The sequence below is a fragment of the Actinosynnema sp. NPDC050801 genome (genome assembly GCF_040673975.1).
Classification (GTDB): Bacteria; Actinomycetota; Actinomycetes; order Mycobacteriales; family Pseudonocardiaceae; genus Actinosynnema.
In genome coordinates, this window is record NZ_JBFAQZ010000034.1 from 13977 (window position 1) to 37381 (window position 23405).

Annotated in this window: 17 protein-coding genes and 2 pseudogenes; 14 read left to right on the forward strand and 5 right to left on the reverse strand. The window is 70.3% G+C overall.

Features of this window, described 5'->3' with window-relative positions; translation table 11 throughout:
• Positions 1-10: 10 nt before the first annotated feature.
• Together AB0K14_RS38225 and AB0K14_RS38230 are read left to right on the forward strand one after the other, a co-directional pair.
• Positions 11-1183, forward strand: coding sequence for a family 1 glycosylhydrolase (locus AB0K14_RS38225; RefSeq protein WP_360465775.1), 1173 nt, complete (start codon positions 11-13; stop codon positions 1181-1183).
• Positions 1184-1479: 296 nt separating this feature from the next.
• Positions 1480-2760, forward strand: a complete 1281-nt coding sequence (locus tag AB0K14_RS38230) for an alpha/beta hydrolase (RefSeq protein ID WP_360465778.1) — start codon at positions 1480-1482, stop codon at positions 2758-2760.
• 235 nt (positions 2761-2995) lie between these two features.
• Here AB0K14_RS38230 and AB0K14_RS38235 read toward each other — a convergent pair whose 3' ends face one another.
• Positions 2996-3229: a hypothetical protein gene (locus AB0K14_RS38235; protein ID WP_360465780.1), complete on the reverse strand. Its 234-nt coding sequence runs from the start codon at positions 3227-3229 to the stop codon at positions 2996-2998.
• Positions 3230-4245: 1016 nt separating this feature from the next.
• On the opposite strand from AB0K14_RS38235, the gene AB0K14_RS38240 reads away from it, so the two are divergent.
• Entirely contained in the window at positions 4246-5598 is a 1353-nt protein-coding gene (locus AB0K14_RS38240; RefSeq protein WP_364340298.1) for a vanadium-dependent haloperoxidase, read from the forward strand.
• Positions 5599-5692: 94 nt separating this feature from the next.
• Here AB0K14_RS38240 and AB0K14_RS38245 read toward each other — a convergent pair.
• Positions 5693-6302: pseudogene (locus AB0K14_RS38245) on the reverse strand (transposase family protein); the annotation flags it as partial.
• A gap of 289 nt (positions 6303-6591) precedes the next feature.
• Between AB0K14_RS38245 and AB0K14_RS38250 the strand changes: the two are divergent.
• From AB0K14_RS38250 to AB0K14_RS38260, 3 genes are all read left to right on the forward strand, one after another.
• Positions 6592-7038, forward strand: coding sequence for a hypothetical protein (locus tag AB0K14_RS38250; RefSeq protein ID WP_360465786.1), 447 nt, complete (start codon positions 6592-6594; stop codon positions 7036-7038).
• Positions 7039-7890: 852 nt separating this feature from the next.
• Positions 7891-8052: a hypothetical protein gene (locus AB0K14_RS38255; RefSeq protein WP_360465789.1), complete on the forward strand. Its 162-nt coding sequence runs from the start codon at positions 7891-7893 to the stop codon at positions 8050-8052.
• Positions 8053-8054: 2 nt separating this feature from the next.
• Positions 8055-8447 carry a hypothetical protein gene (locus AB0K14_RS38260; protein ID WP_360465792.1) on the forward strand — a complete coding sequence of 131 codons (393 nt, stop codon included), beginning with the start codon at positions 8055-8057 and terminating at the stop codon, positions 8445-8447.
• A gap of 431 nt (positions 8448-8878) precedes the next feature.
• Here AB0K14_RS38260 and AB0K14_RS38265 read toward each other — a convergent pair.
• The 3 genes and pseudogenes from AB0K14_RS38265 to AB0K14_RS38275 form a co-directional block, all read right to left on the reverse strand.
• Positions 8879-9291 (reverse strand): annotated as a pseudogene (locus AB0K14_RS38265) (diguanylate cyclase).
• Positions 9292-9837: 546 nt separating this feature from the next.
• Positions 9838-10503, reverse strand: a complete 666-nt coding sequence (locus AB0K14_RS38270; protein WP_360462836.1) for a cupin domain-containing protein — start codon at positions 10501-10503, stop codon at positions 9838-9840.
• A gap of 15 nt (positions 10504-10518) precedes the next feature.
• Positions 10519-11757: an adenosylhomocysteinase gene (locus tag AB0K14_RS38275; protein ID WP_360462838.1), complete on the reverse strand. Its 1239-nt coding sequence runs from the start codon at positions 11755-11757 to the stop codon at positions 10519-10521.
• A gap of 360 nt (positions 11758-12117) precedes the next feature.
• Between AB0K14_RS38275 and AB0K14_RS38280 the strand changes: the two genes are divergently transcribed.
• The 8 genes from AB0K14_RS38280 (at position 12118) to AB0K14_RS38315 (ending at position 23340) form a co-directional block, all read left to right on the forward strand.
• A complete protein-coding gene (locus AB0K14_RS38280) occupies positions 12118-12417 on the forward strand; it encodes a hypothetical protein (protein ID WP_360462841.1) in 300 nt (99 codons plus the stop codon).
• Positions 12418-12835: 418 nt separating this feature from the next.
• Entirely contained in the window at positions 12836-13270 is a 435-nt protein-coding gene (locus AB0K14_RS38285; protein ID WP_360462843.1) for a carboxymuconolactone decarboxylase family protein, read from the forward strand.
• 35 nt (positions 13271-13305) lie between these two features.
• Positions 13306-14625 carry an acyltransferase domain-containing protein gene (locus AB0K14_RS38290; protein WP_360462846.1) on the forward strand — a complete coding sequence of 440 codons (1320 nt, stop codon included), beginning with the start codon at positions 13306-13308 and terminating at the stop codon, positions 14623-14625.
• The gene (locus tag AB0K14_RS38295; RefSeq protein WP_360462849.1) at positions 14622-19388 is read left to right on the forward strand and encodes an SDR family oxidoreductase; all 4767 of its coding nucleotides are present in this window, start codon (positions 14622-14624) and stop codon (positions 19386-19388) included. The genes AB0K14_RS38290 and AB0K14_RS38295 overlap by 4 nt, the downstream gene beginning before the upstream one ends.
• Positions 19385-20269, forward strand: coding sequence for an SDR family NAD(P)-dependent oxidoreductase (locus AB0K14_RS38300; RefSeq protein ID WP_360462852.1), 885 nt, complete (start codon positions 19385-19387; stop codon positions 20267-20269). Before AB0K14_RS38295 ends, AB0K14_RS38300 begins: the two co-directional genes overlap by 4 nt.
• A 98-nt stretch (positions 20270-20367) precedes the next feature.
• The gene (locus tag AB0K14_RS38305) at positions 20368-21714 is read left to right on the forward strand and encodes a wax ester/triacylglycerol synthase domain-containing protein (RefSeq protein WP_360462855.1); all 1347 of its coding nucleotides are present in this window, start codon (positions 20368-20370) and stop codon (positions 21712-21714) included.
• 53 nt (positions 21715-21767) lie between these two features.
• A complete protein-coding gene (locus AB0K14_RS38310; protein WP_360462858.1) occupies positions 21768-22361 on the forward strand; it encodes a maleylpyruvate isomerase family mycothiol-dependent enzyme in 594 nt (197 codons plus the stop codon).
• Between the two features lie 70 nt (positions 22362-22431).
• Positions 22432-23340: an alpha/beta fold hydrolase gene (locus AB0K14_RS38315; protein WP_360462861.1), complete on the forward strand. Its 909-nt coding sequence runs from the start codon at positions 22432-22434 to the stop codon at positions 23338-23340.
• Positions 23341-23405 lie beyond the last annotated feature (65 nt).

Genomic DNA, 23405 nt, shown 5'->3' on the forward strand with positions numbered 1-23405 from the left:
AGGAGACACCATGACGACCACCTTCCCCGACGGCTTCCTGTGGGGGGCCGCGACCGCCGCGCACCAGGTCGAGGGCAACAACACCAGCAGCGACCTGTGGGCCGTCGAGAACGCGCCGGACCCGATCATGCCGGAGCGCAGCGGAGATGCCTGCGACAGCTACCACCGCTGGCGCGAGGACCTCGACATCGTCCGCGACCTCGGCCTCAACTCCTACCGGTTCAGCATCGAGTGGGCGCGCGTCGAACCCGCGCCCGGGCACACCTCGCGGGCACAGCTCGCCCACTACCGCCGGATGATCGAGGGCTGCGCCGAGCGCGGCCTGACACCCGTGGTGACGCTGCACCACTTCACGGCCCCGGCGTGGTTCCGCGCGGCGGGCGGGTGGACCGCGGAGGGCGGCGTCTCCCGGTTCCGCGACTACGTCCGGTCGGTGCTGCCGATCCTCGACGGCGTCGAGTGGGTGTGCACCATCAACGAACCGAACATGCTCGCGATGATCAGCGCGATGCTCAAGCGCGGTGAACGGCACGAGAACGTGGCCGGCGCGATGCCCGCACCGGACCAGGACGTCGCCGACGCGCTGATCGGCGCACACCGCGCCGCACGCGAGGAGCTCACCGCGCTGCCGGGGGTGCGCTCCGGCTGGACGGTGGCGAACCAGAACTTCCAGGCCGCGGCAGGCGCCGAGGAGTCGACCGCGCAGTGGTCCCACTCCCGCGAGGACCAGTTCCTCGACGTCGCCAAGGACGACGACTTCGTCGGCGTGCAGGCCTACACGCGCGTGGTCATCGGGCCCGACGGTCCGCAGGATCCCGATGGCACGCGCCGAACGCTCACCGGCTGGGAGTTCTACCCCGAGGCGTTGGAAGGCGCTGTCCGCCACACCGCCCGGCGGGTCGGCCCCACCGTGCCGGTCCTGGTCACCGAGAACGGGATCGCGACGGCCGACGACGCCGAGCGGGTCGAGTACACCCGCACCGCCCTGACCGGGCTGGCACGCGCCATGGCCGACGGCGTCGACGTGCGCGGCTACCTGCACTGGTCGCTGCTGGACAACTACGAGTGGGGTTCGTGGACCCCGACCTTCGGTCTGGTGTCGGTCGACCGCGAGACCTTCACGCGCACGATCAAGCCCAGCGCGCGCTGGTACGGCGAAGTCGCCCGCTCCGGGCGACTCTGACCTCAGTCCCGGCGCGGGACGACGACATCATGCCCGCGCCGGGATCCCACCGCGACCGGACCGGCCGCTGGGAGGGAACGGGGAGTCCGACGCTGCTTCGTCACTCGGCGCGATCCGGGCGGCACTGGTCACCACCGGCCGAGGACGCGCCTGCTGTCGCCGGGCTTCCCCACCGCCTGCGGCTCGCAGCATGTGCCGGGCTCGAACGCCGTGCTGCGGCTCGGTGCGACCGCAGGTACAAAGTCATGGTCGGGTAATCGAGCGTTGCGCCGCACCACGCCTGTGAGGAGTCCTCCATGACCTCGCCCGCAGACCCTGGCGCCCCGGGGGACCTGCCCGCGCGGACTTCGGCGCTCGACACTCGGCCGAGCACCGGTGTCGTGGCCGAGTGGGCGCGGCGAACCCTCTTCCTCGTGCTGGGGCTGGCAGTGGTCGTGGTGTTCCTCGTCGTCGTCAGCACCTTCCTGCCCGCTCCCGTGAACGTCGTCGGTGCCACTCTGTCGTCGTTCTCGGCGCACCTCGTCATCTCCTCCCTCCTCCTGGTCGCGGTGGTCGGGTGGCTGTGGTGGCGACGACGGACCCATGCACGAGGTGCGTTGGTCGTCCTGGCCGTCCTGTCACTGGCGGGCGTCACCGTGATCGGTGGCAGGCAGTTGGCCATGGCCGGCCACGAGGAGGTCGACCTCGACGTGGGAGCACTGCTGGACCTCCCGGGTGGGCGCGCCGCACCCGACGAGGACGTCGACTACCTCCGCTTCGAGGGGCAGGACCTGTCGCTGTCGGTGTGGCGGCCGGCCGGCGGCGGCGCCGCACCGGTCATCGTCATGGTGCACGGTGGGGGCTTCATCTCGAGCTCCCGGCTGGAGGGCACGCCGCCCGCGCACGCGCGCTGGTTCGCCGAGCACGGGTACCTCGTCATCAGCGCCGATTACACGCTCTCCACCGATCAGCGTCACCTGTGGGACATCACCGAGCAGCAGATCGGCTGTGCGTTGGCGTGGACCGGCGCCAACGCACGGCGGTACGGCGGTGACACGACGCGGTTGATGATGATCGGCGACTCCGCCGGCGGCAACCTGGCGCTCCAAGCCGCCTACAAGGGCAACACCGGTCGGCTCCGTTCCGGCTGCGGCGGCGACCCACCTCCGGTCGACGCCGTCAGTGCCCTCTACCCCGTCAGCGACATGGCACAGCTCTACGCCAATGAACCATCCAGGATCTTCGCCGAGCGGTACGTCGGGGGGAGCCCCGATCAGTACCCCGAGCGGTACGCCGCCACCACGCCGACGAACCACATCACCCCCCAGGCGCCTCCCACCCTTCTCACCATGGGGACCTCCGACTACATCGTGCCGCCCGACGGCACCCGCCGGTTGTCCGAACGGCTCCACCGCGGCGGCATCCCCTGCGACCTGATCGAAGTCCCCTACGGCCAGCACGTCTTCGACGCCGCGCCCGGCGCGGTGGGCACCCAGGTGTGGCGTCAGGCAACCCTGCGCTGGTTCGCCCATCACGCGCCGGCTGGAAGCCCGCCGGCACCTCGCGGTCCGGATCCGGCGCAGCGTCGTACGGGCTGATACCCGTCGTCTCCCTGGGTTGACTCGCGAACACAGCCGTACGTAGGGGACTTGCCCCAAGGCCGCGTAGTTGGTCGGTGTGTGAGGCTGTCAAGGACAGATCAGGCGTGTCGTAGCGGTGGAGCACCGCCTGGGCGACACACCTCATCGAGACGGTGCGCCGCAACGAGGAGGTGACCCTCCGTACCATCGATCTCGGCGACTGCCGCGCCGAGATCACGCGATTCGCGGCCATCTACAACAGCGCCTGGGTGGACAACCGGGTTTCGTACCGATGACCGAACGCGAGTCGGCGCACATGGCCGCGCAGCTCAAGCCCATCCTGCGCCCCGAACTGCTGGTCTTCGCCGAGGTCGGCGGCCAAGCGATCGGCTTCGCCCTCGGACTGCCGGACGCCAACCAGGCCCTGCGCGTCGCGGCCGGCCGGACGAACCCGTACAGCCTGTGGAAGATGGCGCGCGCTGCGCACGATCCGTGCCGGACGACTGATCGCGTTCGGTGTCCAGAAGGCATATCGCGACCGCGATACCCACGCCCTGATGTACGCCCAGATGTTGCGGACGAGCCACGGTATGGGCTACCGGCAGCGCGAGGCGTCCTGGACGTTGGAGGACAACCACACCATCAACAACACGATGCGCGCCTTGGGCGCTCAACACTCCAAGACATACCGGATCTACCGGCGAGCGCTGCAACGGGGTACATCGGCACCGGGTACCCGATTCTGTGGTCCATGTACCGGGTTGCACGCCCTGGCCTCATCCGGCCATCACGTATTGGGCTGTAGTGTCTCGCCGCGCGTGACATTTCGATCTTGTGTCCTGCGAATTTCCTCGTGTCTCACGGCGTTGAGACCGTGATCAGTCTCGTTTCCCGTGGCACCTGCTCGGGGTGGCGGCGAACGGGAGTGGGTCCGGGGCGACCGCGAACCGAGAACTCATGTCGCCGCCCCTCTCCCAGTAGGTGCGGGGCGCGCCCTCTGCTGGAGCTGGGGTGTTGTCCGCACTCATGCGGTGCGCGAGGGTGTGTGGAACGTCAAGGTGCTCTTCCAGCCGGTCCATGCTCCGGTCGAACGGAGTGCTCGTGTGACGACCAAAGGTGCCGCCGATGGCAGTGACGTGCCCGGGGTGGGCCAAGACGTGACTCAATAAGGCAAGCTGAGGAACCAAGTCGTGCACCCTCGGAAGAGGCGGCGATATTCCACGCAAATCAGGAAAAGTGCCGTTGCGACCATGGCGACGCCTGCCGTAACATACCGGCCAACGACCGCCCGGAATCACTTGGAGTCACCGTTCCGACGTGGTCCGGAATCGTCTCGTCCTTCGGGAGGGCGGCGGTATGTATCCGAAATCGATCGTTAAGCGGGTCGTTGTCCGAGTGTCGGCTGCGGTCTTCGCTTTGACTCTGCTGTCAGCGCCTGTACGCGGTGAAACGGACCCCGGGATTCCGTTCGACCTGGACACCGGAAACGCCATAGCGGAAGTGGTGATCCCGGCGGAGAACCCGCTCTTCCGCACCACGGTGTCCCCCAGCGACGCCTCGCTCGTCATCCGGTACACGGTGCTGCTCAACAACGCCTGGTTCGACGCCATCGCGCCGTACCACCCGACTGCGGTGGGCATCGCGTCGCGGCTCGGTCGCCGGCCGGCGACCGAGCGGGTGACCAACCGGGAACGCAACATCGCCATCATGTACGCGAGCTACCGCGTGCTCAACAGCCAACTGCCGCAGTTCCGCGCGCAATGGCGCGAGATGCTCACCTCGACCGGGCTCGACCCGGACAACGACAGCCGCGACACCACCACGCCCGCGGGCATTGGCAACCGCGCCGGTGAGGCGGTGATAGCCAGTAGGCTGCACGACGGCATGAACCAACTCGGCGACGAGGGCGGCCGGAAGTACAATCGGCAGCCCTACTCCGACTACCTCGGGTACCGGCCGGTCAACACCGCCGACACCATCCGGGACCCGTCCCGCTGGCAACCGAACGTGGTGACCACCGGCAACGGCGTCTTCCGCGTCCAGGAGTTCGTCACACCGCAGTGGAGCGTCACGCGGCCGTATTCGTACCGCGACCCCGCGGAATTCCCCCTGCCTCCGCCCGTGAACAGCGACGCAGTGCGCAACCCTGCCGGGTACAAGCGACAGGCGGACGAGATCCTGCACGCCTCGGCCAACCTGACCGACTACCAGAAGGTCCTGGCCGAGAACTTCAACGACAAGTTCCGCGCGCTGCCGCCCGCCTTCCGGCACATCGCGGCCGCCAACCACTACGACCTCGACCGGTTCGTCTTCCTCGACGCCCTCTCGAACGTGGCCCCGTTCGACGCCGGGATCGCGACCTGGCACTACAAGCTGCGCTACGACGCGGTCCGCCCGTTCACCGCGATCCGCTACCTGTACGGCGACCAGAACGTCACCGCATGGGGCGGCCCCGGTCAGGGCACCGTCACCGATATCAAGGGCAACGAGTGGCGCAGCTACCTCGAGACCTCGGACCACCCCGAGTACCCGTCGACCTCGACCGCGTTCTGTGGCGCGCTCGCCCAGGCGGCCCGCCGATTCACCGGTTCGGACGCCCTCGGCCTGTCGATCCGTGTCGCCAGGGGCGCGTCGGTGGTCGAACCGGGCATCACCCCGCGCGCCGACACCACCCTGGGCCCGTGGGAGACGCTGACCGAGTGGGAGCAGGAATGCGGCCTCAGCAGGCTCCTGGGAGGCGTCCACTTCCGCTCCGCCATCGACGCGGGACGTGACTTGGGCAGGCGCGTGGGCGACCGGGCCTACGAGTTCCTCAAGAAGCACATCGACGGCACCGCGCCACCACTGGGCAGCTGAAGCGGGCGCCGGTCGGGACAGCGGCACCGCGACCTCCGCTGTCCCGACCGGCGCCCCACCACGCCGGAGCCCCGCACCGGCTTTCCTTCAGGATCGAGACGGCTCGTTCGCCCAGGGCGCGGATGCGGGCATGCGAGCGGTTGACCGCCTGCTGACCGGGCGAGAGGTTGTGCCACTTGCGGCGATAGGGCACGCGGACGGGCCGCCGGCACCCCGGTATGCCTTGTCCGCCCAGCATGGGATGTCCGCTCCGGCCAGGCGTCGACGATGCCGTGGGCACGGGCTGTGGTCAGGTCGTGGACCGTGTCTGTGGGTGCAGGTGAGGTCCAGAGCAGTCGCCCGGCGGGGTCGGCGAGGACTTGGACGTTCATGCCGTGGCGCTTGTGCTTTCCCGAGTAGTACGGCCGGTCGGCGGCGATGCGGTCGATGGGCAGCGGGGTGCCGTCGAGGATGACGTAGGCCTTGCGCATGGCGACTTTCACCGCGTCGGCCAGATCCGGTGCCAGTGCCGCCAGGAGTTGGACGGCTTCGTGGATGTAGCGGCAGACGGTGGCCAGGCCGACGCCGAACCCCGCAGCCAGGCGGCTGTAGGTGTCGCCGCGGCGCAGGCGTTTATCTGATGTGATCGGCGAAGTCCGCCAGCCTGACTCTCCCGGCTAGCAGCCCAGATTGCCGCTGCGGAGGTCGGCCACCGGTGCTTCCACGGTGACGGCTCCCCAGGCCGCACTTTCAGCGACTTCGCACGCTCAACGGTCAACGCCACCACGAGCTCGTCGACCGCCCAGGGCAGCGTCAGTGGGGACAGGCAGTGGCCGAGGCGACCGCGCCCGAGTTCGGCGGTCATCGCCGTCACGCCAGCGAGGCTTCGTCGGGGTGCGCCGCCTGGTACCGCAGCTTGATCTCGTCGGGAACCCGACCGCGGTCCGCGATCGAGATGCCCTCACGGCGAGCCCAGTCCCGCATCCCGGAACGGCCTCGGCCGGGGTGCTGGAGGTGACGTGCACCCCGCCCAGCAGCAACAGCATCACCTACACCCCGCCGCTGACCGCGACCCCGCAGGACGTCGCCGGCTCCAGCTCCACGCAGTACGGGCCGTGCGTGTCGCTGAGCAACCCCGCCATCACCTCCGGCACCCGCACCGCCTCCGGACCCGCGCGGGGACTCAGCTGCCTCGAACTGCTGCGTAATGGGTCCGCCACCCTCACCATCACCTGGAACACCGGCCAGACCTCGACCATCTCCTTCAACTACACCGTCAACATCGTGGGGGCCGCCATGGTGGTCACCTATACCGGCACGGTCACCTCCGGCCTGTTCGCCGGCAGCACCGTCCTCCAGGTGAACACCAATCCGGCCACCGACGTGCTGCTGTGCACCCTTGGCCTGGGAACGGTCCCCAGCACCTACGCCCTCGTGACCCTGGAGATCACCTCACTCTGACCCACCGTCCCCGAGGCCGTCCCGCCCCCGGTCCCGCGCGGTCGACCAGAGCAGGGCCGTGCGGTCGGCAACGCCGCGGGCGATGCCCGCCGGGACGTGGTCGAGGCGTGAGCGGCGAACACCGCACCCCGAAGCCGTCGACTCCGCCAAGCGGGATCCGGACAACCCCAGCCCGCCAACGTCCGGATCCGCATGGCGGACCACCGGCACCCTGCACCGCAGCCGCCCACTTCCGGCTGACCAACCCCGTGATCGGAGAACCAGACCCGAACAACCCGGCAGGCAGTTGACCGGACCCGACCTTGGAACAGCAGGTCACCAGGCTCACGCTGCGCAGGGTTCACGCAGAACGGACAGTTGTCCGGCCCTGTTCGGGACTGGTCGGCGGATGCCGGAGTACGAGCTGGGCGAACGTGGTCGGGTTGGCAGCCCGGCCAACGCCCATAGCTTGCGTGGTGGGGCTCCGGTGCCGAACCCGCCAGGTAGGTCCGAACAACCGGACCTGTCGGGTGTTCGCCCCTACCTGGCGGACCACAGGTCAGACGGTCGCACCTCCGCCAACATCACCCGGAACGGACGCCCTGTTCTGTTCGGGCGAAGATGGCGGTGTTCGGGGGGTAGTTGACCGTGGTGGTGTCGGTGTCGGGAGGTACTTGTCGGGACCCGTGAGGCGATTTCCCGTCCAGCCGGAACCGGCGGAGTTCGGGCCGCACGGCGGTGGCGACAAAGGGCCGGACGTCCTGCACGGTCACCCGCTTGGTCCTGTCGGGACAGTCCGGGCGGGGCCATCCTCGGTGCCTGGTGCGGGCTCGCGCCCACACGGGGTGTCGGGTGCCGCCCGGATGGAGAGCGATGACGACCAAGTCGTCACGCATCGCCGCGGCCATGCTGATGACGGCCGTGTGCACCGTGGCGCTGCTCGTGCCGGGCCCGGCTGGGACGGCCTCGGCCGGGGTGCTGGACGTGACCTGCACCCCGCCCAGCAGCAACAGCATCACCTCCACCCGCCTCTGACCATGGCACCGCAAACCGTCACCATCAGCGTCACGGCGCAGTACGGGCCGTGCGTGTCGCCGAGCAACCCCGCCATCACCTCCGGCTCGCGCACCTACACCGGCCAGGAACCGGGACGGTCCTGCCTCGACCTGTTGGACAGCGGGTCCTTCACCTTCACCGTCACCTGGAACACCGGCCAGACCTCGACCGTCTCCGCCAACGACACCTCCACCATCGTGGGGGCCGCCCTGGTGGTCACCGCCACCGGCACGGTGACCTCCGGCCTGTTCGCCGGGAGCAGCGTCGTCCAGGTCACCACCGGGCCGGCCACCGACGTGCTGCTGTGCACCGCAGGACTGGGCACGGTCGCCGGTATCTACTCCCTGACCACCCTGGAGATCACCTCCCTCTGACCTCACCGTCCCGATGCCGCCCCATGCCGGTCCCGCGGTCGGCGAGTGCGGGACGGTGCGGTCCGGCGACCCCGCGGACGGGACCGGACGCGGTGTGGTCAAGGCGACGTCCGGCGGCACCTCCCACACGGAACGGACATGGGTCGCGAGGACGGCCGCGCAGACCGCAGCCACCTCGCCGGCGCACGACACCGAGCTGCGGCAGCGTGTCGGCAACCCCTCCGAAACCGTCGCCTCGTTCGCCCTCGACCGCCGAATCCGTCGGGTAGGTCTGAACAACCCGCCGGTCGGGTTGTTCAGACCTACCCGACGGGCCGCAGGCCAGGCACCTCCACCTCCACCAACTTCAAGCGGAACAGACAGCCCCGAGGGCGAAGACCGCCCGTTACGCGATTGGGCCGTGTCGGCTCTCCACCACGACGTGCGTGTCCTCAGGCCGCGCCGAGGGCGGCGAGCCGGACCTGGTCGCGTCCGCTGTGCTTGGTTTCGTAGAGGGCGGTGTCGACCGGGAGCAGCACGTCGGCCACCGTGGCGGCCGTGGTGGGGAAGGCCCCGGCGCCCACCGACAGGGTCAGGTCGGCGACGACGACCTCTTCGCCGGTGTAGTCGCGGGTGGTCACCCGCAGCACCGAGACCATCGCCCGGATTCGTTCCGCTGCCGCTGCCGCTCCGGTGGTGTCGACGCCGGACAGCAGCACGGCGAACTCCTCTCCACCCCAGCGGCCGACGAGGTCGGTGCCGCGCACGACGCGGCGGATGGCGTCGGCCACTGCGCGCAGCACGTCGTCCCGGCCAGGTGGCCGAAGCGGTCGTTGATGCGTTTGAAGCAGTCGAAATCCAGCATCAGAACGCTGGTTGTGGTAGATCGACTCCGGTCGTGGGGTGACTCTTACGGTGAGTGCCACCTTCGGGTTGGCCGGTTCGTGAATCGTCCACCGCGGCCGGGGTCGGTCCGACCGGCGTGACTTGATTTTTCGAGCGGCACAGGTCGCCCCCTGAACCGGCGCACGCGTGCCCACCCTGGGTGCGCGCCTTCTCCTGCACATCACACCCGCTTTGACCTCGGCGGGTGACCTCGACGAGGTGCGATCGCTGCTGGACCGGGTGTCGACCGGTTGCGGCGCCGCCACCCGACAACGCCGTCCGGCGACCGGCCACGGGTTGCCCGGCATGGTCGACATGCTCGTCCGCGAGACGGTCGCGCGGGTAACCCCGTGGCGGCGTTGGTCCCGAGCCACCGACGATGCGGGCGCAACCACAAGCGGTGCTGCGATGCGGCACGCGATCAGCGGTCGCATGTCGGGCTTTCCAGTCGACCTCGACCACTCCCCCGCCGGAGCGTTGTCCATCCGTCGCACCGGTCGCCTCTTCCGCACCGCTGGACGCGGGTTCAGGGCCGTTCGCGGTCCGCTTCGAGGATGCGGTAGTCCTGGGGGTCCCAGCCGGGTGACACGACGCAGGTGATCAGCACCTCCGCGGGCGCGGCCGGTTCGGCGGCCTGCCAGGTGCCCCCCGGGACCAGCAGGCAGGGCTGCTGCCCTCGGGCGAAGTCGTCGCCGAGGATGTGTTCCGAGGGGTCGGCGGGTTCCCCGGCACGGCCGCCGAGCAGCATCCGCAGGGGCGCCCCGCTCTGCCACAACCACAACTCGTCCGGCCGCACGACGTGCCAGCGGGAACGCTCGTCGGGACCGAGTGCGTACTGCAACGCGGTGGCACTCGCGCGCGGACCGGGATAGCCCGACGGGGTGAAGGTGGAGTCGGCCTCCCAGATCTCCCTGGCCCAACCGCCTTCGGGGTGCGGCAACAGGTCCAGTTGCCCGGCGATCGGCGGCCGGGGCGCGATCTCCACCACGGCACCCCTGATGTCCCGGCACAGGAAGCGGACCCTCGGGGCGACGCCGAAGTGCGGCTCCACCACCACGAACGGGCGTTCGTCGTCGGTCAGGCGGCTGTTGGCGTGGTCCAGCACGGCGTTGTCGTCGGTGAGGCCGACCGCGTCGGGGTGGTCGACGGTCTCAGCGGCGAGCCAGGACCGGTACGGCATCAGGTGCAGCATGGCGCTCTCCGGAGCTCAACGCGAAGCGAAGCTGAGTTGGTCGTCGTACTGGAGTTGCTCGGAGTCCTGTCGATCGATGGACACCTCCAGCGCCGCCAGCTTGGCGCCGGCGACGCGCCGTTGCACCTCCTCGGGCAGCGCGTGGACCGTCCTGGACAGGTGCGAGGCGTTCTGGACGAGGTACTCGATCCCCAGGGCCTGCGCGGCGAAGCTGATGTCCATCAGCCCCGGCGGGTGGCCGGCCGATGCGGCGGTGTTCACCGGGTACCCCTCCGCGAGGAGGAACCTCCGGTGGCCGCTGCTGTCGCGGTACTCCGTCACCAGCGGGAGGACGGTGCGGATCTCGGACGCGGTGTCGGCCAGGGTCGCGACGTCGATCTCGACGTTCCCGTGTCCGGCGTTGACGAGGGTCGCCCCGTCCTTCATCCGGGCGAAGTGCGACCCGGTGAGAACGTCGATGTTCCCGGTCGCGGTGATGAACAACTCCCCCACCGAGGCGGCCTCGTCCGCGGGCATGACCCGGAAACCGGACGTCACCGCCCACAGCGCACGCACCGGGTCGACCTCGGTGACGATGACGTCGGCTCCCCGGCGGGCGAGCGCCTTCGCTATCCCCCGCCCACACGCCCCGAAGCCCGCCACCACGGCGACCGACCCGCAGTACAGCGGGTTGACCAGGCGGGTGATCGCGTCGAGCGTGCTCTGCGCCGTGCCCATCTCGTTGTCGAAGAGCTGCTTGATCGGACTGCCGTCGATCCCGACCACTGGAAAGCGCAGACGCCCCTGATCCGCGAAGCGACGCAGACGCCGGACACCGGTGAGGGTGTGCACCGACGCGCCGAGAAGGCCCGGCACCAACTCCTCGCGCTCGGCGTGCAGGAGACCCAGAAGCCCGTCCGCCTCGTCGAGCACGACGTGCGGGCGGTGGTCCAACACGGCCAGCAAACGCTCGTGGTCGTCTCCGAGGTCGTCCGCGCCCGGAGCGAACACGGTCACACCGTGCTCACCGAGCCATCGCGCGACACCGGAGTCGGTCGACATGGGGTTCGACCCGCACACCACCAGGTCCGCGCCCGCGTCGCGCAACGCCAGCAACAACGGGACCGTCGAGGCCAGCAGGTGCACGTTGGCCGACACGCGGTACCCGGCAAGCGGCCGCTCCGAACCGAAGCGTTCACGGAGCATTCGCATCACCGGCATGTCGCGGTCGACCCAGGAGATCACTTCCGCGGTGCGGTCGGAAGAACTGCTCATCACGCTCCCCATTACGCCCCGAACGACATCGTGTTCAGCCGCTCGATCGTCTTCCCCGTGTCGCCCCGACGCAAGTTCAGGTCGGCACGATCACTCGTGCGCCGCATGATTATTCCTATTTATTCGCAGGCACCCACTCACCGTCACCCGCACGCGCAACCGGTCACCACATGGTGAACTCGCCTACTCTTAGCGGGTGACGAAAGTCGAGCTGGTCGCGGAATATCAAAGATCACTTTCCGTTGTCACGGTTCGGCGAGATCGTTCCCGCTCTTGTGTTGATCACCGGGTGCAGGGAAAGCTGCTCAGCGGCACGCACCGTCCGACTGAAAGGCAACCGGCATGCGAAGCGCATCACGAGTGACGGCAGTCCTCATCCTCGCCCTCGCCACCGTCTCGACCGCCCCGACCTCGGCTGTCGCCGAGGACAGCAGGGCGCACGGCACCTTCTACTACGTGGACCTCGTGGGCGGCAATCAGCAGGTCCAGGATCCCGAGATCGGCGAATGCCACCTCGTGTCCACGCTGGGCACCAGCGTCTACAACGCCACCGACACCACGGTCACCCTCTACACGGACACCAGTTGCGCCGTGCTCGCCAACCCGGTGCCGCCGGGCAGCTCGATCACGTTCCTGTTCAAGTCCTACCGCTTCCTGTGATCCCACCCCCGGATTCGTCTCGACGGCGTCGGGATCCATCTCACGCGGACCCGGGTCACGTCCGACTGGAATATTTCCGGTGACCGGAGAATCATTCCAAACGGATCCGACTCTCCCCTCGAGCGGGAATTTGTCCGCACACATCGAATATAACGTTTCAGCTGCGGTGAACCCTGGGCGCTTGTGTATTGGAAACGGGCAGCGCACTCTCGGAGTGCATCACGGCGAAACGATGATTTTACAAAGTAGCGCACAATCAGGGCAGGTGCGACAGGGGCCGGCCATTGTGTTCGCCTGTGCGGTGCGTTCGAAGTCCCTGGCCGTCATGTGTCGACGCCTTCATTGAACCCGCAGAGACCCGTCCGGTACCGGCCGTGACCTTGCGCGAAATCCGCCGGACCCAAAGAAATGACTGCCCATGACAGCGGAGAACCCACTCGCGGTCCCGCACCGGGACCAGGACGGAAGGTATGAGCGCGGCCTGGACACGGCGAACGAGCTGGCCGGGCACGAGGCCGTGCGGAAGTTCCTCGACGACCTGGAGCCGATCAGCGGGAGCACCGCGCGCCTGGTCGTCGAGACCGTCTTCGGGACGCTCCACCACGAACCGGGCCTGGATCACCGCGAGCGGGAGTTGGTGACGCTGACGGCACTCGCCGTCCTGGGCGACACCGAGAAGGAGCTGAAGCTCCACCTGGCGATCGCGCACCGGATCGGCATCCCTCCCTCGTCCGTCGTCGCGTTGTTCGCCCACGTCAGCGCGTACGCCGGGTTCCCCAGAACGCTGAACGCCCTTGCCGTCGCCAAGGCCTTCTACACCGATCAGGGGCTCCTTCGGCCCGACGAGCAGTAGTTCGACGTTGTTCGCCCTCAAGAAAGTGAGCACTCATGACTCCACGTCTGGCGGTGCTGTTCCCCGGCCAGGGCGCCTACCTGCCCGGGATCCTCGCTGATCGAGCACGGCACTTCCCCAAGGCGGTCGAGACACTGGAGACGATCGACGCGGTGGCTGCCGAGCACGGCTTCGAGCCCGTGGCACCGTTGGTCCTGGAACGGGAAGCGGCCCCGCTGGACGAGCTCCTCACCAAGAACAGCGACCAACTGGACCTGGCGATCTACGCCATCAACGCGGCCGGTTTCGAGGTGCTGTCCGGGCTCGGACTGCGGGCCGACGTCCTGGTCGGCCACAGTTTCGGCGAGTTCGCCGCGCTGTCGGCCGCGGGAGCGGTGTCGGTCGCCGACGTCGCCCGCATGGCGTGCACCCGGACGGAAGCCTTCCGCCGCTCCGACCCGGCAGAGGGCGGACTCCTCGCGCTCGACGCACCCGCGTGGCGCACCGAGCACCTCGTGGGTTTGCTCGACGATCCCGGACTCCGCTTGGCCATCGACAACGGCCCGGGACAGACGGTCGTCTCCGGCCCGCTGGAGTCCCTGCGGGCGGCGGAAGCGGTGGCGACCGGCCTGGGCTTGCGCGCCACCCGGCTGCGGGCCAAGTACGCCTTCCACAACCCGGTGCTGAACCTCGCCGCGGACATCTTCCGCGAGTCCACGGCGGACGTGCGGCCGGCCGAGCCCCGGGTGCCGGTGTTCTCCCCGATCCTGGGCCGGCACGTCCGAACCGTCGCGGACGTCCGGGAGGTGATCGCCCGGAACATGGTGGCACCGGTGCGCTTCTACGATGCGTTGCTCTCCTTGTTCCGGTCGGGCACCACGGCGTTCATCGAGGTCGGTGCGCGCCAGGCGCTCACCGGCATCGTCAGGTCCTCGCTGCCCACGTCCGCGCGCGCACTCCCCCTGCTGCCCAGCCGCGGTGACGTGGAGAGCATCACCGCCGCCCTCGACGACGCGGGGTTCCCGGTGACCCGGCGCCCGCTCCCCGCCGGGCCCGGCCCGGACGAGGCCGGCGCACCCGATGCACAGGGGTCACCGCAGGCGGTGGTCCCCGCCGATCGGGAATCGCCGCCAACCCGCGCCGACGTGCTTGCCGAGCTGGCCGACATGTACGCCGAGGACCTGGGCTTCCCGGTGGAGATGCTGTCCTCCGACATCGACCTCGAAGCCGATCTGGGCGTCGACTCCGCCAAACAACTCGCACTGTTCCAACGGGTGCGCGAGCAGTACGGGCTGGCCGAACCACCGGCCGAGCGGAGGGTCCGCGCGACCACGCTGGAGAAGATCGCCGAGTTGGTGGCGGAGCAGCGCCGATGACCGCGCCGAGCGAGGCCGCCGACCTGGTCGCCGTGGTGGGCATGGGCGTCGCGGTACCCGGCGCCTGCAGTCCTGGTGAGCTGTGGCGAACGGTCAACGGCGGGCGGGACGTCTTCAGCGAACCGGGGGACCGCTTCGAGCTGAGCCGCTTCTGGTCCCGGGACCGGCAGGAGCCGGACCGGACCTACGCTCGCCGCGCCGGCTACCTGCACGACTTCCGGCCCCACCCCGCTCTGCTGGAGGCGGAGAAGGACGCCGGTCCCGGCCGCGATGAAGCAGTCCGCTGGTTGCGGCACACGGTTCTGCAAGCGCGGTCCGGTGTCCGGGTCGAACCCGGTTACCGCTGCGGCGCCTACGTCGGCGCCTGGCCCGGGGGCAGCCAGAGCCTCGTCGAGTCGGTGCTCGTGGAGCTGCTCGCCCGATCGGCGTCGGACGAGGAGGACGTGGAGAGGGTCCGAGCGGCCTTGCTCGCGCACTACCGGCACGCGGTGACCCTCGATCGGGCCGCCGGCCCCGACGCTGTGGTGCGCCGTGCCTTCGCGGGGCTCACGGAGCGGGTGGCCGAGTCCTTTGTCGTCGACACCGCGTGCGCTTCCTCGCTCTACGCCGTCGATCTGGGCAGCAAGGCCCTTCTCGCGGGTGAGTGCGAGATCGCCTACTGCGGTGGCGTCAACGTCGTGGATCCGACCATGGCGGTGATGTTCGCCAAACTGAGCGGTCTCTCCCCGCGCGGGCGTGTCCGGGCGTTCACGGGAGCCTCGGACGGAACGCTGTTCAGCGACGGCGCCGGGCTGGTGGCGTTGAAGACGTTGCGGAGGGCACGCGAGGACGGCGACACCGTCCTCGGTGTCCTCCTCGGTTTCGGCGGTGCCGCGGACGGCCGCGGCAAGTCCATCTCGGCGCCCAACCCCGCCGGTCAGCGACGGGCCATACTGCGAGCCCGGACGGTCAACGGGGTGAGGCCGGACCAGGTCGACTGGGTCGTCGCGCACGGGACCGGCACACCGGCAGGCGACGGCGTCGAGTCACAGGTGCTCACGGAGCTCGGTCCCGACTCCGGTCAGTGGTGCAGCAGCAACAAACCGGTGTTCGGCCACACAGGGTGGAATGCCGGCGTCCTCTCCCTGATGCACGCACTGCTGGCCCTGCGCAACGGCTGGATACCCGGGCAGCTCGGCGCGGAGGACCCGGAGGGCCGGACGAGTGGCGCGCGGGTCCGGGTCCCGGGCAGAGCCGTGCGTTATCCGCCCAGGCAGGACGAGCCTCGCACCGTCGGCGTATCGGCTTTCGGCTTCGGCGGGACCAACGCGCACCTGCTGGTGGCCGATCGCGTCGCCGCCGGGGGTCTGCGCTCCGGTCCGCCGGTCCGGCCGGACTCCGGGCAGCTGGTGCTGGTCGCCTGGTCGGCCCACCTGCCCGGCGAACCGTCCACCACGTCGGTCCGCGACTGGTTGCGCGGCACGGCGGCTCCGCCGGCGGCCGGCTTCCCCCGGCCCTACCCCGCGCCCGCGCCCGCCGACGTCCGGATGCCCGCGCGCACGATACCGGTCATCGATCCCTGTCAGCTGATGGCGCTGCAGGTCGCGGCGCGTTTCGCCGCGGAGCACGGTGAGGTGTGGGCGGATGTCCGGGAGACCACGGGAGTGATCGCCGCGCACACGGGGATGCCACACGGACTCGTGGGCACGGCGGTGCGCTGCTACGCCCACGACGCGACCTGGCTGCTCGACCGGCACGGTGCCGACCCGGCCTTCTCCCACGTGGCGCAGAACCTGGAGAAGACCCGTCAGCGGTTCCCGGCGACGACCGAGGACTCGCAGGCAGGCGTGCTGCCGAACGTCATCGCCTCCCGCATCGCGACCCGCTACGACCTGCACGGTCCGTGCATGGTGATCGACGCCGGAAGGGACGGCACGCTCGCGGCACTGCGGGTGGCCCACCGCTACCTCAGGACCGGTGAACTGGATCTCGCGCTGGTCGTCGCCGTCAACGGCAACGGGAGCACCGAGAACGCCGTCCTGTCGGGGCTCGGGCCGGCGCCGCTGGGCGAGGGCGCCTTCCTGCTGGCCGTGACGACGGACCACACCGCCCGAGAGCGGGGACTGCCGGTTCTCGCCCGGTTGTCCTTCGACGCCGCCCCGCCGGAACGGCCACCGGCGACAGAAGGCCGCAGTTACCTGGCGGCCGATCACGCCCTGGCCCTCCTGCGTGCTGTGGAGCGCGGAGCCCTGCCCGTGCGGTTGCCCGCCGAGCACCAGGACACGGCCCTGCTGGCCGAACCGGCTGTCAAGGCGCACCCCGAGCACGAGGACGGCGGACCTGAGCGTCTCACCCTCCGCTACCGCAAGCAGCTCGTGGCAGCGCCCGGCCACAGCGAGGCCGGCATCCCACCGCCACCGTCGCTGCCCCGCCGCGGCGTCGTGCTCCTGGCCTCACCGGGTGTCGGCGTCGCGGTCCGCGACGACCTCCACGACAGTGACTCACTCGTCCTGGACCTGCCGGACAGCAGCGGCGGGCCCATGTCGGCGGCCTCGGTGGACAGGATGCTCACCGCGGTCGACTCGGCAGCCCCCCACCTGACGGTGCTGGGAGACCTGGCGACCCTCTCCGTGCCACACGCCCTTGCCCTGCACGACGCGGTCTTCCTCATCACCCAGCGCCTCTGGTCGCGTTGGCAGCCGGAGAGCTCGCTGGCCGTCCTGCTGGGCGGCGCCCCGGGCGACCGAACGGCGCACCCGGCGGCCTCGCTCTTCGACGGGTTCGTCAAGAGCCTGCGTTGGGAGCGCCCGGGCACGGTCGCGTTCACGCTCACCACCGACGAGCCCCTCGCACCCGGCCTGCTCACGCGCGTGGCGCGGGAACGCGCCGTCCGCCCGCTCCCGCCTCCCGCCCTCTCCTACCTCCAGGGAAGGCGTTGGACCGAAGCACTGCACCCGGTTGCCCTCGCGTCCACCGGCCCGTCCCCACAACTGCCGCTGACCGACCGATCCGTCGGTCTGGTCACAGGCGGGGCGGGCGACATCGTCCAAGCCCTGCTCGACGCCGTGGCACAGCACGCCCGACCGACCCTGTGGCTCCTGGGCCGCACCGAGGAGGCCCTGCCGTCGGAACTCGAAGGCATCGGAGGCGAACGGCTCACCAGCACCCGCGCCGACCTCATCCGCCGCCTCCGCGACAGCCTGCCCGGACTGGCCCCGAAGTCGGTGATCGCCCGCGCGGACGCCCTGCTGAAACAACACGGGTTGCACCTCGCACTGCGGGCGCTCAAGGACCGGTTCGGTGAGGAGCGGGTGCACTACCTCGCATGTGACGTGCGGGACGAGGACTCGGTCCGGGAGGCGGTCGGACAGGTGCTGAGTGCCGAGGGGCGGGTCGACTTCGTCGTCCACGCCGCCGGCCAGGTGGCCTCGACGCTGCTGGAGAAGAAGAGCCTCGACGTGTTTCGCGCGGTACGGGACACCAAAGTGCTCGGCCACCTGAACATCAGGTCGGCGCTGGGCCCGGGGCAACCGTTCCTTTGGTGCAACATCGGCTCGTACTCGGGATCCGCCGGCGCGCCCGGCGACACGGACTACGCCTCGGGCAACGCCTACCTGGAGGCCACCGCGGAGACCGCCGCGGGTTTCCGGGAGATCACCGTCGGCTTCACCATGTGGCGCCAGACGGGCATGGGATCCGGCGCCCTGTACCAGGAACACGTCTCGCGTCAGGCGCGGTTCACCCCCATATCGACGGCCGAGGGCACCGCGCAGTTCCTCGACGAGCTCGCGGCCGCGTCCCGCGCGGGGGGCACGGCGGTCTACCTGGGGAGCACGGAACGAGACCGACTGCGGCACCAGTTCCCGGGCTTCGTGCACGACGAGCCGCCCGCACGTCCGGCGAGCCGTCTGTGGCCGTCCTGGCGGTCGTCACCGCAGGACCCGGGCTCCAGCGGGGAGTGGGCCCTCCCCGTGGCCCCGGACCAGGAACCCCACCTCTACGACCACCTGGTCAGCGGCAAACCGACGGTGCCCGCGACGTTCATCCTGGACATCGCCGCGCAGGCGGCGGAAGCGCTGGTCCCGGGAACGTTCGCCACCGGGTTCCTGGACGCCCGGTTCGACGCCTTCATCCGTCCGTTCAACCGGAGCAAGCCCGCCCCCTTGCGCATCAGGGCACGGGTGGCGCAGCGCCGGTCCGGCGACGAGCCGAGGACGGCCGTGGCGGTGAGCATCCACTCCGACACCCTGGGCCCGGACGGCCGGATGCGACCGGGAGGACTCCGCCACTTCGAGACCAAGGTGCTGTTGTCCGGTTCTCGGCTGCCGGACGCCCCTGCGTGGGACCCACCCGCCCAGGTCGATCCCGTACCCGCCCGGGACCCGTACGCCGTTGCGGAGGCCCCGGTGTCGCTGCGCGGTCCCTTCCGCAACCTCTCGGGCTGCGTCGTGGACGGCTCCTTCGCGCGCGGCACTTGGACCCCCGAACTGGCTGGGTACCCCGGACTGCGGACGATGACGACACCGGCACTGCTGATGTGTGCCGCGCTGAGGACGTCCGCCCTGCGTCCCGCCGGTGCACGCGACCACCCCCTGTTCGTGCCCCGCTCGGTGGCGCGCGTGCACCTGCACACCCACGGCGCCAACGACCACGACCTGCTGCTTCGCCACGGGCACGGGCTCGTGGTGTCGGTCGGTCCGGACGGCGTCCACCGAGCCGTCACCCCCACCGGCCGGGTCCTGCTGGAGATGTCCGGTGTCGAGCTCGCGGAGATGGCGACATGACCGGGCCCACCGAAGCCCTGGCAGGCGCGTACTGCGTCGTCACCGGCGCGACCTCGGGCATCGGCAAGGAGATCGCCCGGGGACTCGTCACGGCGGGCGCACACGTGCTCTTCATATGCCGCGACCGCGCGCGGGGCGAGGCGACGCTGGCCGAGCTGCACCGGGAGAACCCGTCCGCCGCGGTCCGGATGCTCGTGGCCGACCTCTCGGCTCTGCGGGACGTGCGCAGGGTGGCCGAAGAGGTGCACCGACACCTGCCGCACCTCGACGTCCTGGTCAACAACGCCGGCACGCACGACCTGCGCCCCGAGGTGAGCGCCGACGGGTTCGACCGGATGATCGCCACCAACCACCTGGGCCCCTTCCTGCTGACCAACCTCCTCGTCGACCTGCTGGAGCGGGCAGCACCATCTCGCATCGTGATGGTCGCCTCCGAATCGCACCGCAGCGTGCTGCACCTCGATCCCCGGACCTTCGCCGAACCGGGCTCCTACGGTCCGGTCGGCTCCTTGTCCGTCTACGCCCGCTCGAAGCTGCTCAACGTGCTCGTCACACAGGAGATCGCGCGCAGGTGGACCTCACGTGGGATCACCGCCAACGCCTTCTGCCCCGGCCTGGTGTCCACCGGGCTCGTCCGGAACATCCCGATGGGCGCGCGCCTGTTCTCCCTGGCCGCACGGACACCGCTCGTGCGCAACGCCCGTCAAGGCGCCGAGCACGCCCTGCGGCTCGCCGGTGACCCGCTTTTCACCGGCCGGAGCGGCGGCTTCCACTCCACGACGCCGGGAGCCGCTCTCCTGCCACCGTCCCCGCACCGTTTCCGGACCGGCCTGCAACGCGCCGTGTGGGAGCGGTCCGAAGAACTGGTGGGTCTCTCATGACCCGCCCGTCCCAGGAGCACAGCACACGCGACACCGCCCCCGGAGGAGCGACCATCCACGGAACCAGGCCGATAGCCGGGTGGTCCTCGCCCAGCCCGATGAACGGCACGGACACGCTCTTCTGGCGCATGGGGACCAACCCCCTGACCCGTCCGCACGTCACCTGGCTCTGGTACCTCGACAGCACCCCGGACTGGGACGCCTTCCTGGCCGGCTGCCGGTGGATCGTCAGGAGACTCCCCCGACTCACCCACCGGGTGGTCGACACACCGTTACGCGCCGGCACCCCGGCGTGGACGCCCGACCCGCACTTCCGCCTCACCCGGCACGTCCACCGGATGCGGCTCCCGGAGCCGGCGAGCCTGCGCGACCTCCTCGAACTCGTCGAGTGGCGCAACAACGCGGACTTCGACCCCCTGCACCCGCCCTGGGAGGCCACGCTCGTCGAGGGCTACCACCAGGACCAGGCCGCGATCCTCCTCAAGTGGCACCACAGCATCGGCGACGCGGTCACCATCGTCTCGGTCATGAACGGACTGCTCCCCGATGCGGCACCGACGGACCTCCCCCGCCGGCCGCGGCCCACCGACGAGCACACCGTCCGGCGAACGGCTCCCGTCACGCGCCTCCCGTTGACCTCCGCGGCCCACGGCGTCATCGACGGCACGAGAGCGCTCCTGCGGGAGACCACGCGGTGGCTGACGACACCGCGCGCCGCGGTGGACGGGGCCCGCCTCGCCGGCCGGGCGGCCGCGCACCTGCTCCAGCCCGTGAGGCGATCACCCCTCCTGCGCAAGCGCAGCTCCGCGATTCGCTGCGGCATGGTCACCGTTCCCCTGGCGGACCTCAAAGACGCCGGCAAGGCCGCCGGTGTGTCCGTGACATCCGCCTACATCTCAGCGGTGCTGGGCGCGTTCCACCGCTACCACGACTATCACGGGGTGAGCCACGACAGCGTGCCGACTCTGGTGCCGGTCAACATACGCAAGCCCTTCGAGACCGGCGCGGGCAACATCGTCGCCTCGGTGCGCATCGCGGGGCCGATCGGCGACATGCCGGCCCCGGCGCGCATGGCCGCCGTGCACTCCGCGATCACCGAGGCCCGCGACGCCCTCGTCCGGGAGGTGCACACCACCCTGGCCGACCTCGGATCCTGGGTTCCGGGCCTGGTCCACCGGTCGCTCCTACCCCCTTTGCTGCGGAGCGCGGTCGACATCGTGGTCACCAGCGTGCCCGGGTTCTCCCGCACCACCTTCGCCGCGGGCGCCCACGTGGTGAACGCGGTGGCCTGGGCTCCCCGAGGTGGTGCCGCGGCCAACATCTCGATGGCCTCGCACGACGGGACGTGCGCGATCGGGACCAACCTCGACCCGGCCGCCGTCACGGACACCGGCCTCTTCCACCACTGCCTGGAGCAGAGCCTGCGCGAACTGGTCACCGGCTGATCCACCCGAGATCCGACACATCCCGACCGACGAGCCGACAGGAGGCCGGAGCAGTGGGTCTGCCCCTGGAACAGGAACTGCGCGCGGAGAGGCACCGGCTGATCGTCACCCTGGATCAGCTGTCCGACGACGCATTCGAATCCGGTCGCACGTTGTGCGCCGAGTGGTCGCCGCGGGACGTCCTCGGGCACCTCCTGGCGGTGGACGACGTCGCTGCCTCCTACCTCCCCTACGGCCCCTTCTTCCACGCCGCCAACCGAAAACAGGTGGAGCGGGCCCGCCTGCTGCCGCGGAGCCGACTGATGACACGCGCCCGGACGTGGGCGGACCGGCCGTCCCTGTCCAGCCGGATCGGCGCCGTGATCACGCTGGGGGACCTTGCGGTCCACCATCAGGACATCGTGCGGGGACTGGGAATGCGCCGGGACCTGCCGGCCACCGTGCCCACGTTCATCCTCTGGGACGGAGCGTTGCTGAGCCTGAGCACCAACCTGAGGATCCTGCGGTACCGGTGCGTACCCACGGACGGCTATCCCGGGCTCGGAGCCCGCTCACCGTGCGCGCGGGAGGTCCGCGGCACCAGGGAGGCGCTCGGGATGTGGCTCGCCGGGCGGGATTCGGTGACGGACGAGCTGGTCTTCGACTGACCGTGGCCTCTGTTCGAGGAGTCCCGGGCGCCGAGCTCGGCGCCCGTCGCACAGTTCGAGGAGGATTCGCATGGACGACCGGCGGCCGACCAGGCGGCGTGTTCTGGTGAACGGGCTCTCCACCCTCTTCTACGAGGCCGGAGAAGGCCCGGTGGTCCTGCTGGTGCCCGGTGTCGCGACCGACCCGCAGGACTGGTTCCCGGTCATGGGTGAACTCGCCCTGACACACCGGGTCGTCGCGCTGTCGTTGCCCGGCCTAGGCGGCACCAGCCCGCAGCGGGACGTGCGCCCCGCCGCGGTGGCCTCGTTCGTCGCCGACTTCCTCGACGTCCTGGGGGTGGAGTCCGTCATCGCGGTGGGCCACTCCTACGGCGGCCACGTGGTAGCCGAACTGGCCCTGCAGAATCCCCGTGCGGTCAGCAGACTGACGCTGGTCGACGCCTCCGGCCTCGGCCGGGCGGTCCACCCGATCGCCATCGCGCTGGGCATGCTGCCCGAGCGCGCGGCCGACCTGGCATCCGCCTTCGTCTCCCTCCCCGGCGGCGCCGCCACCCTCGCCCTCTCGAGCAACCTGCTGCTCCGGCAGCCCTGGCGCATCCCGGTGATGACCTGGGCGGCCCAGTCCCGGCTGGCCCGGTCACGACAGGCACTGCGAACCTCGTTCGAGGTGTTCCGCCAGTGCGCCGGCATCACCGGCCAGCGCGACGACCTCACCGTGGTCGACCGCCTGCACCGGATCGACGTGCCGACCCTGGTGGTCTGGGGAGGCCTGGACCAGCTCCTCCCCGTGTGGCAGGGCTGGGCGGCCGCACGCCTACTCCCGGACGGCCGCCTCACCGTCCTGGCGGGCGCCGGGCACGTGTCCTACCTGGACAGCCACGAGGAATTCGTGGACGCACTCGGTTCCTTCGTCCGCGACGACCTGGAACCCGCCTCGCCGAACGTCCGCAGGAACACCGTTCAGGGAGGACTCCCGTGAACGACGACGCCCCGGACGACGAGGCGCCGCGCAAGGTGGCACCGACGCGCGGACTCAGCCTGGTC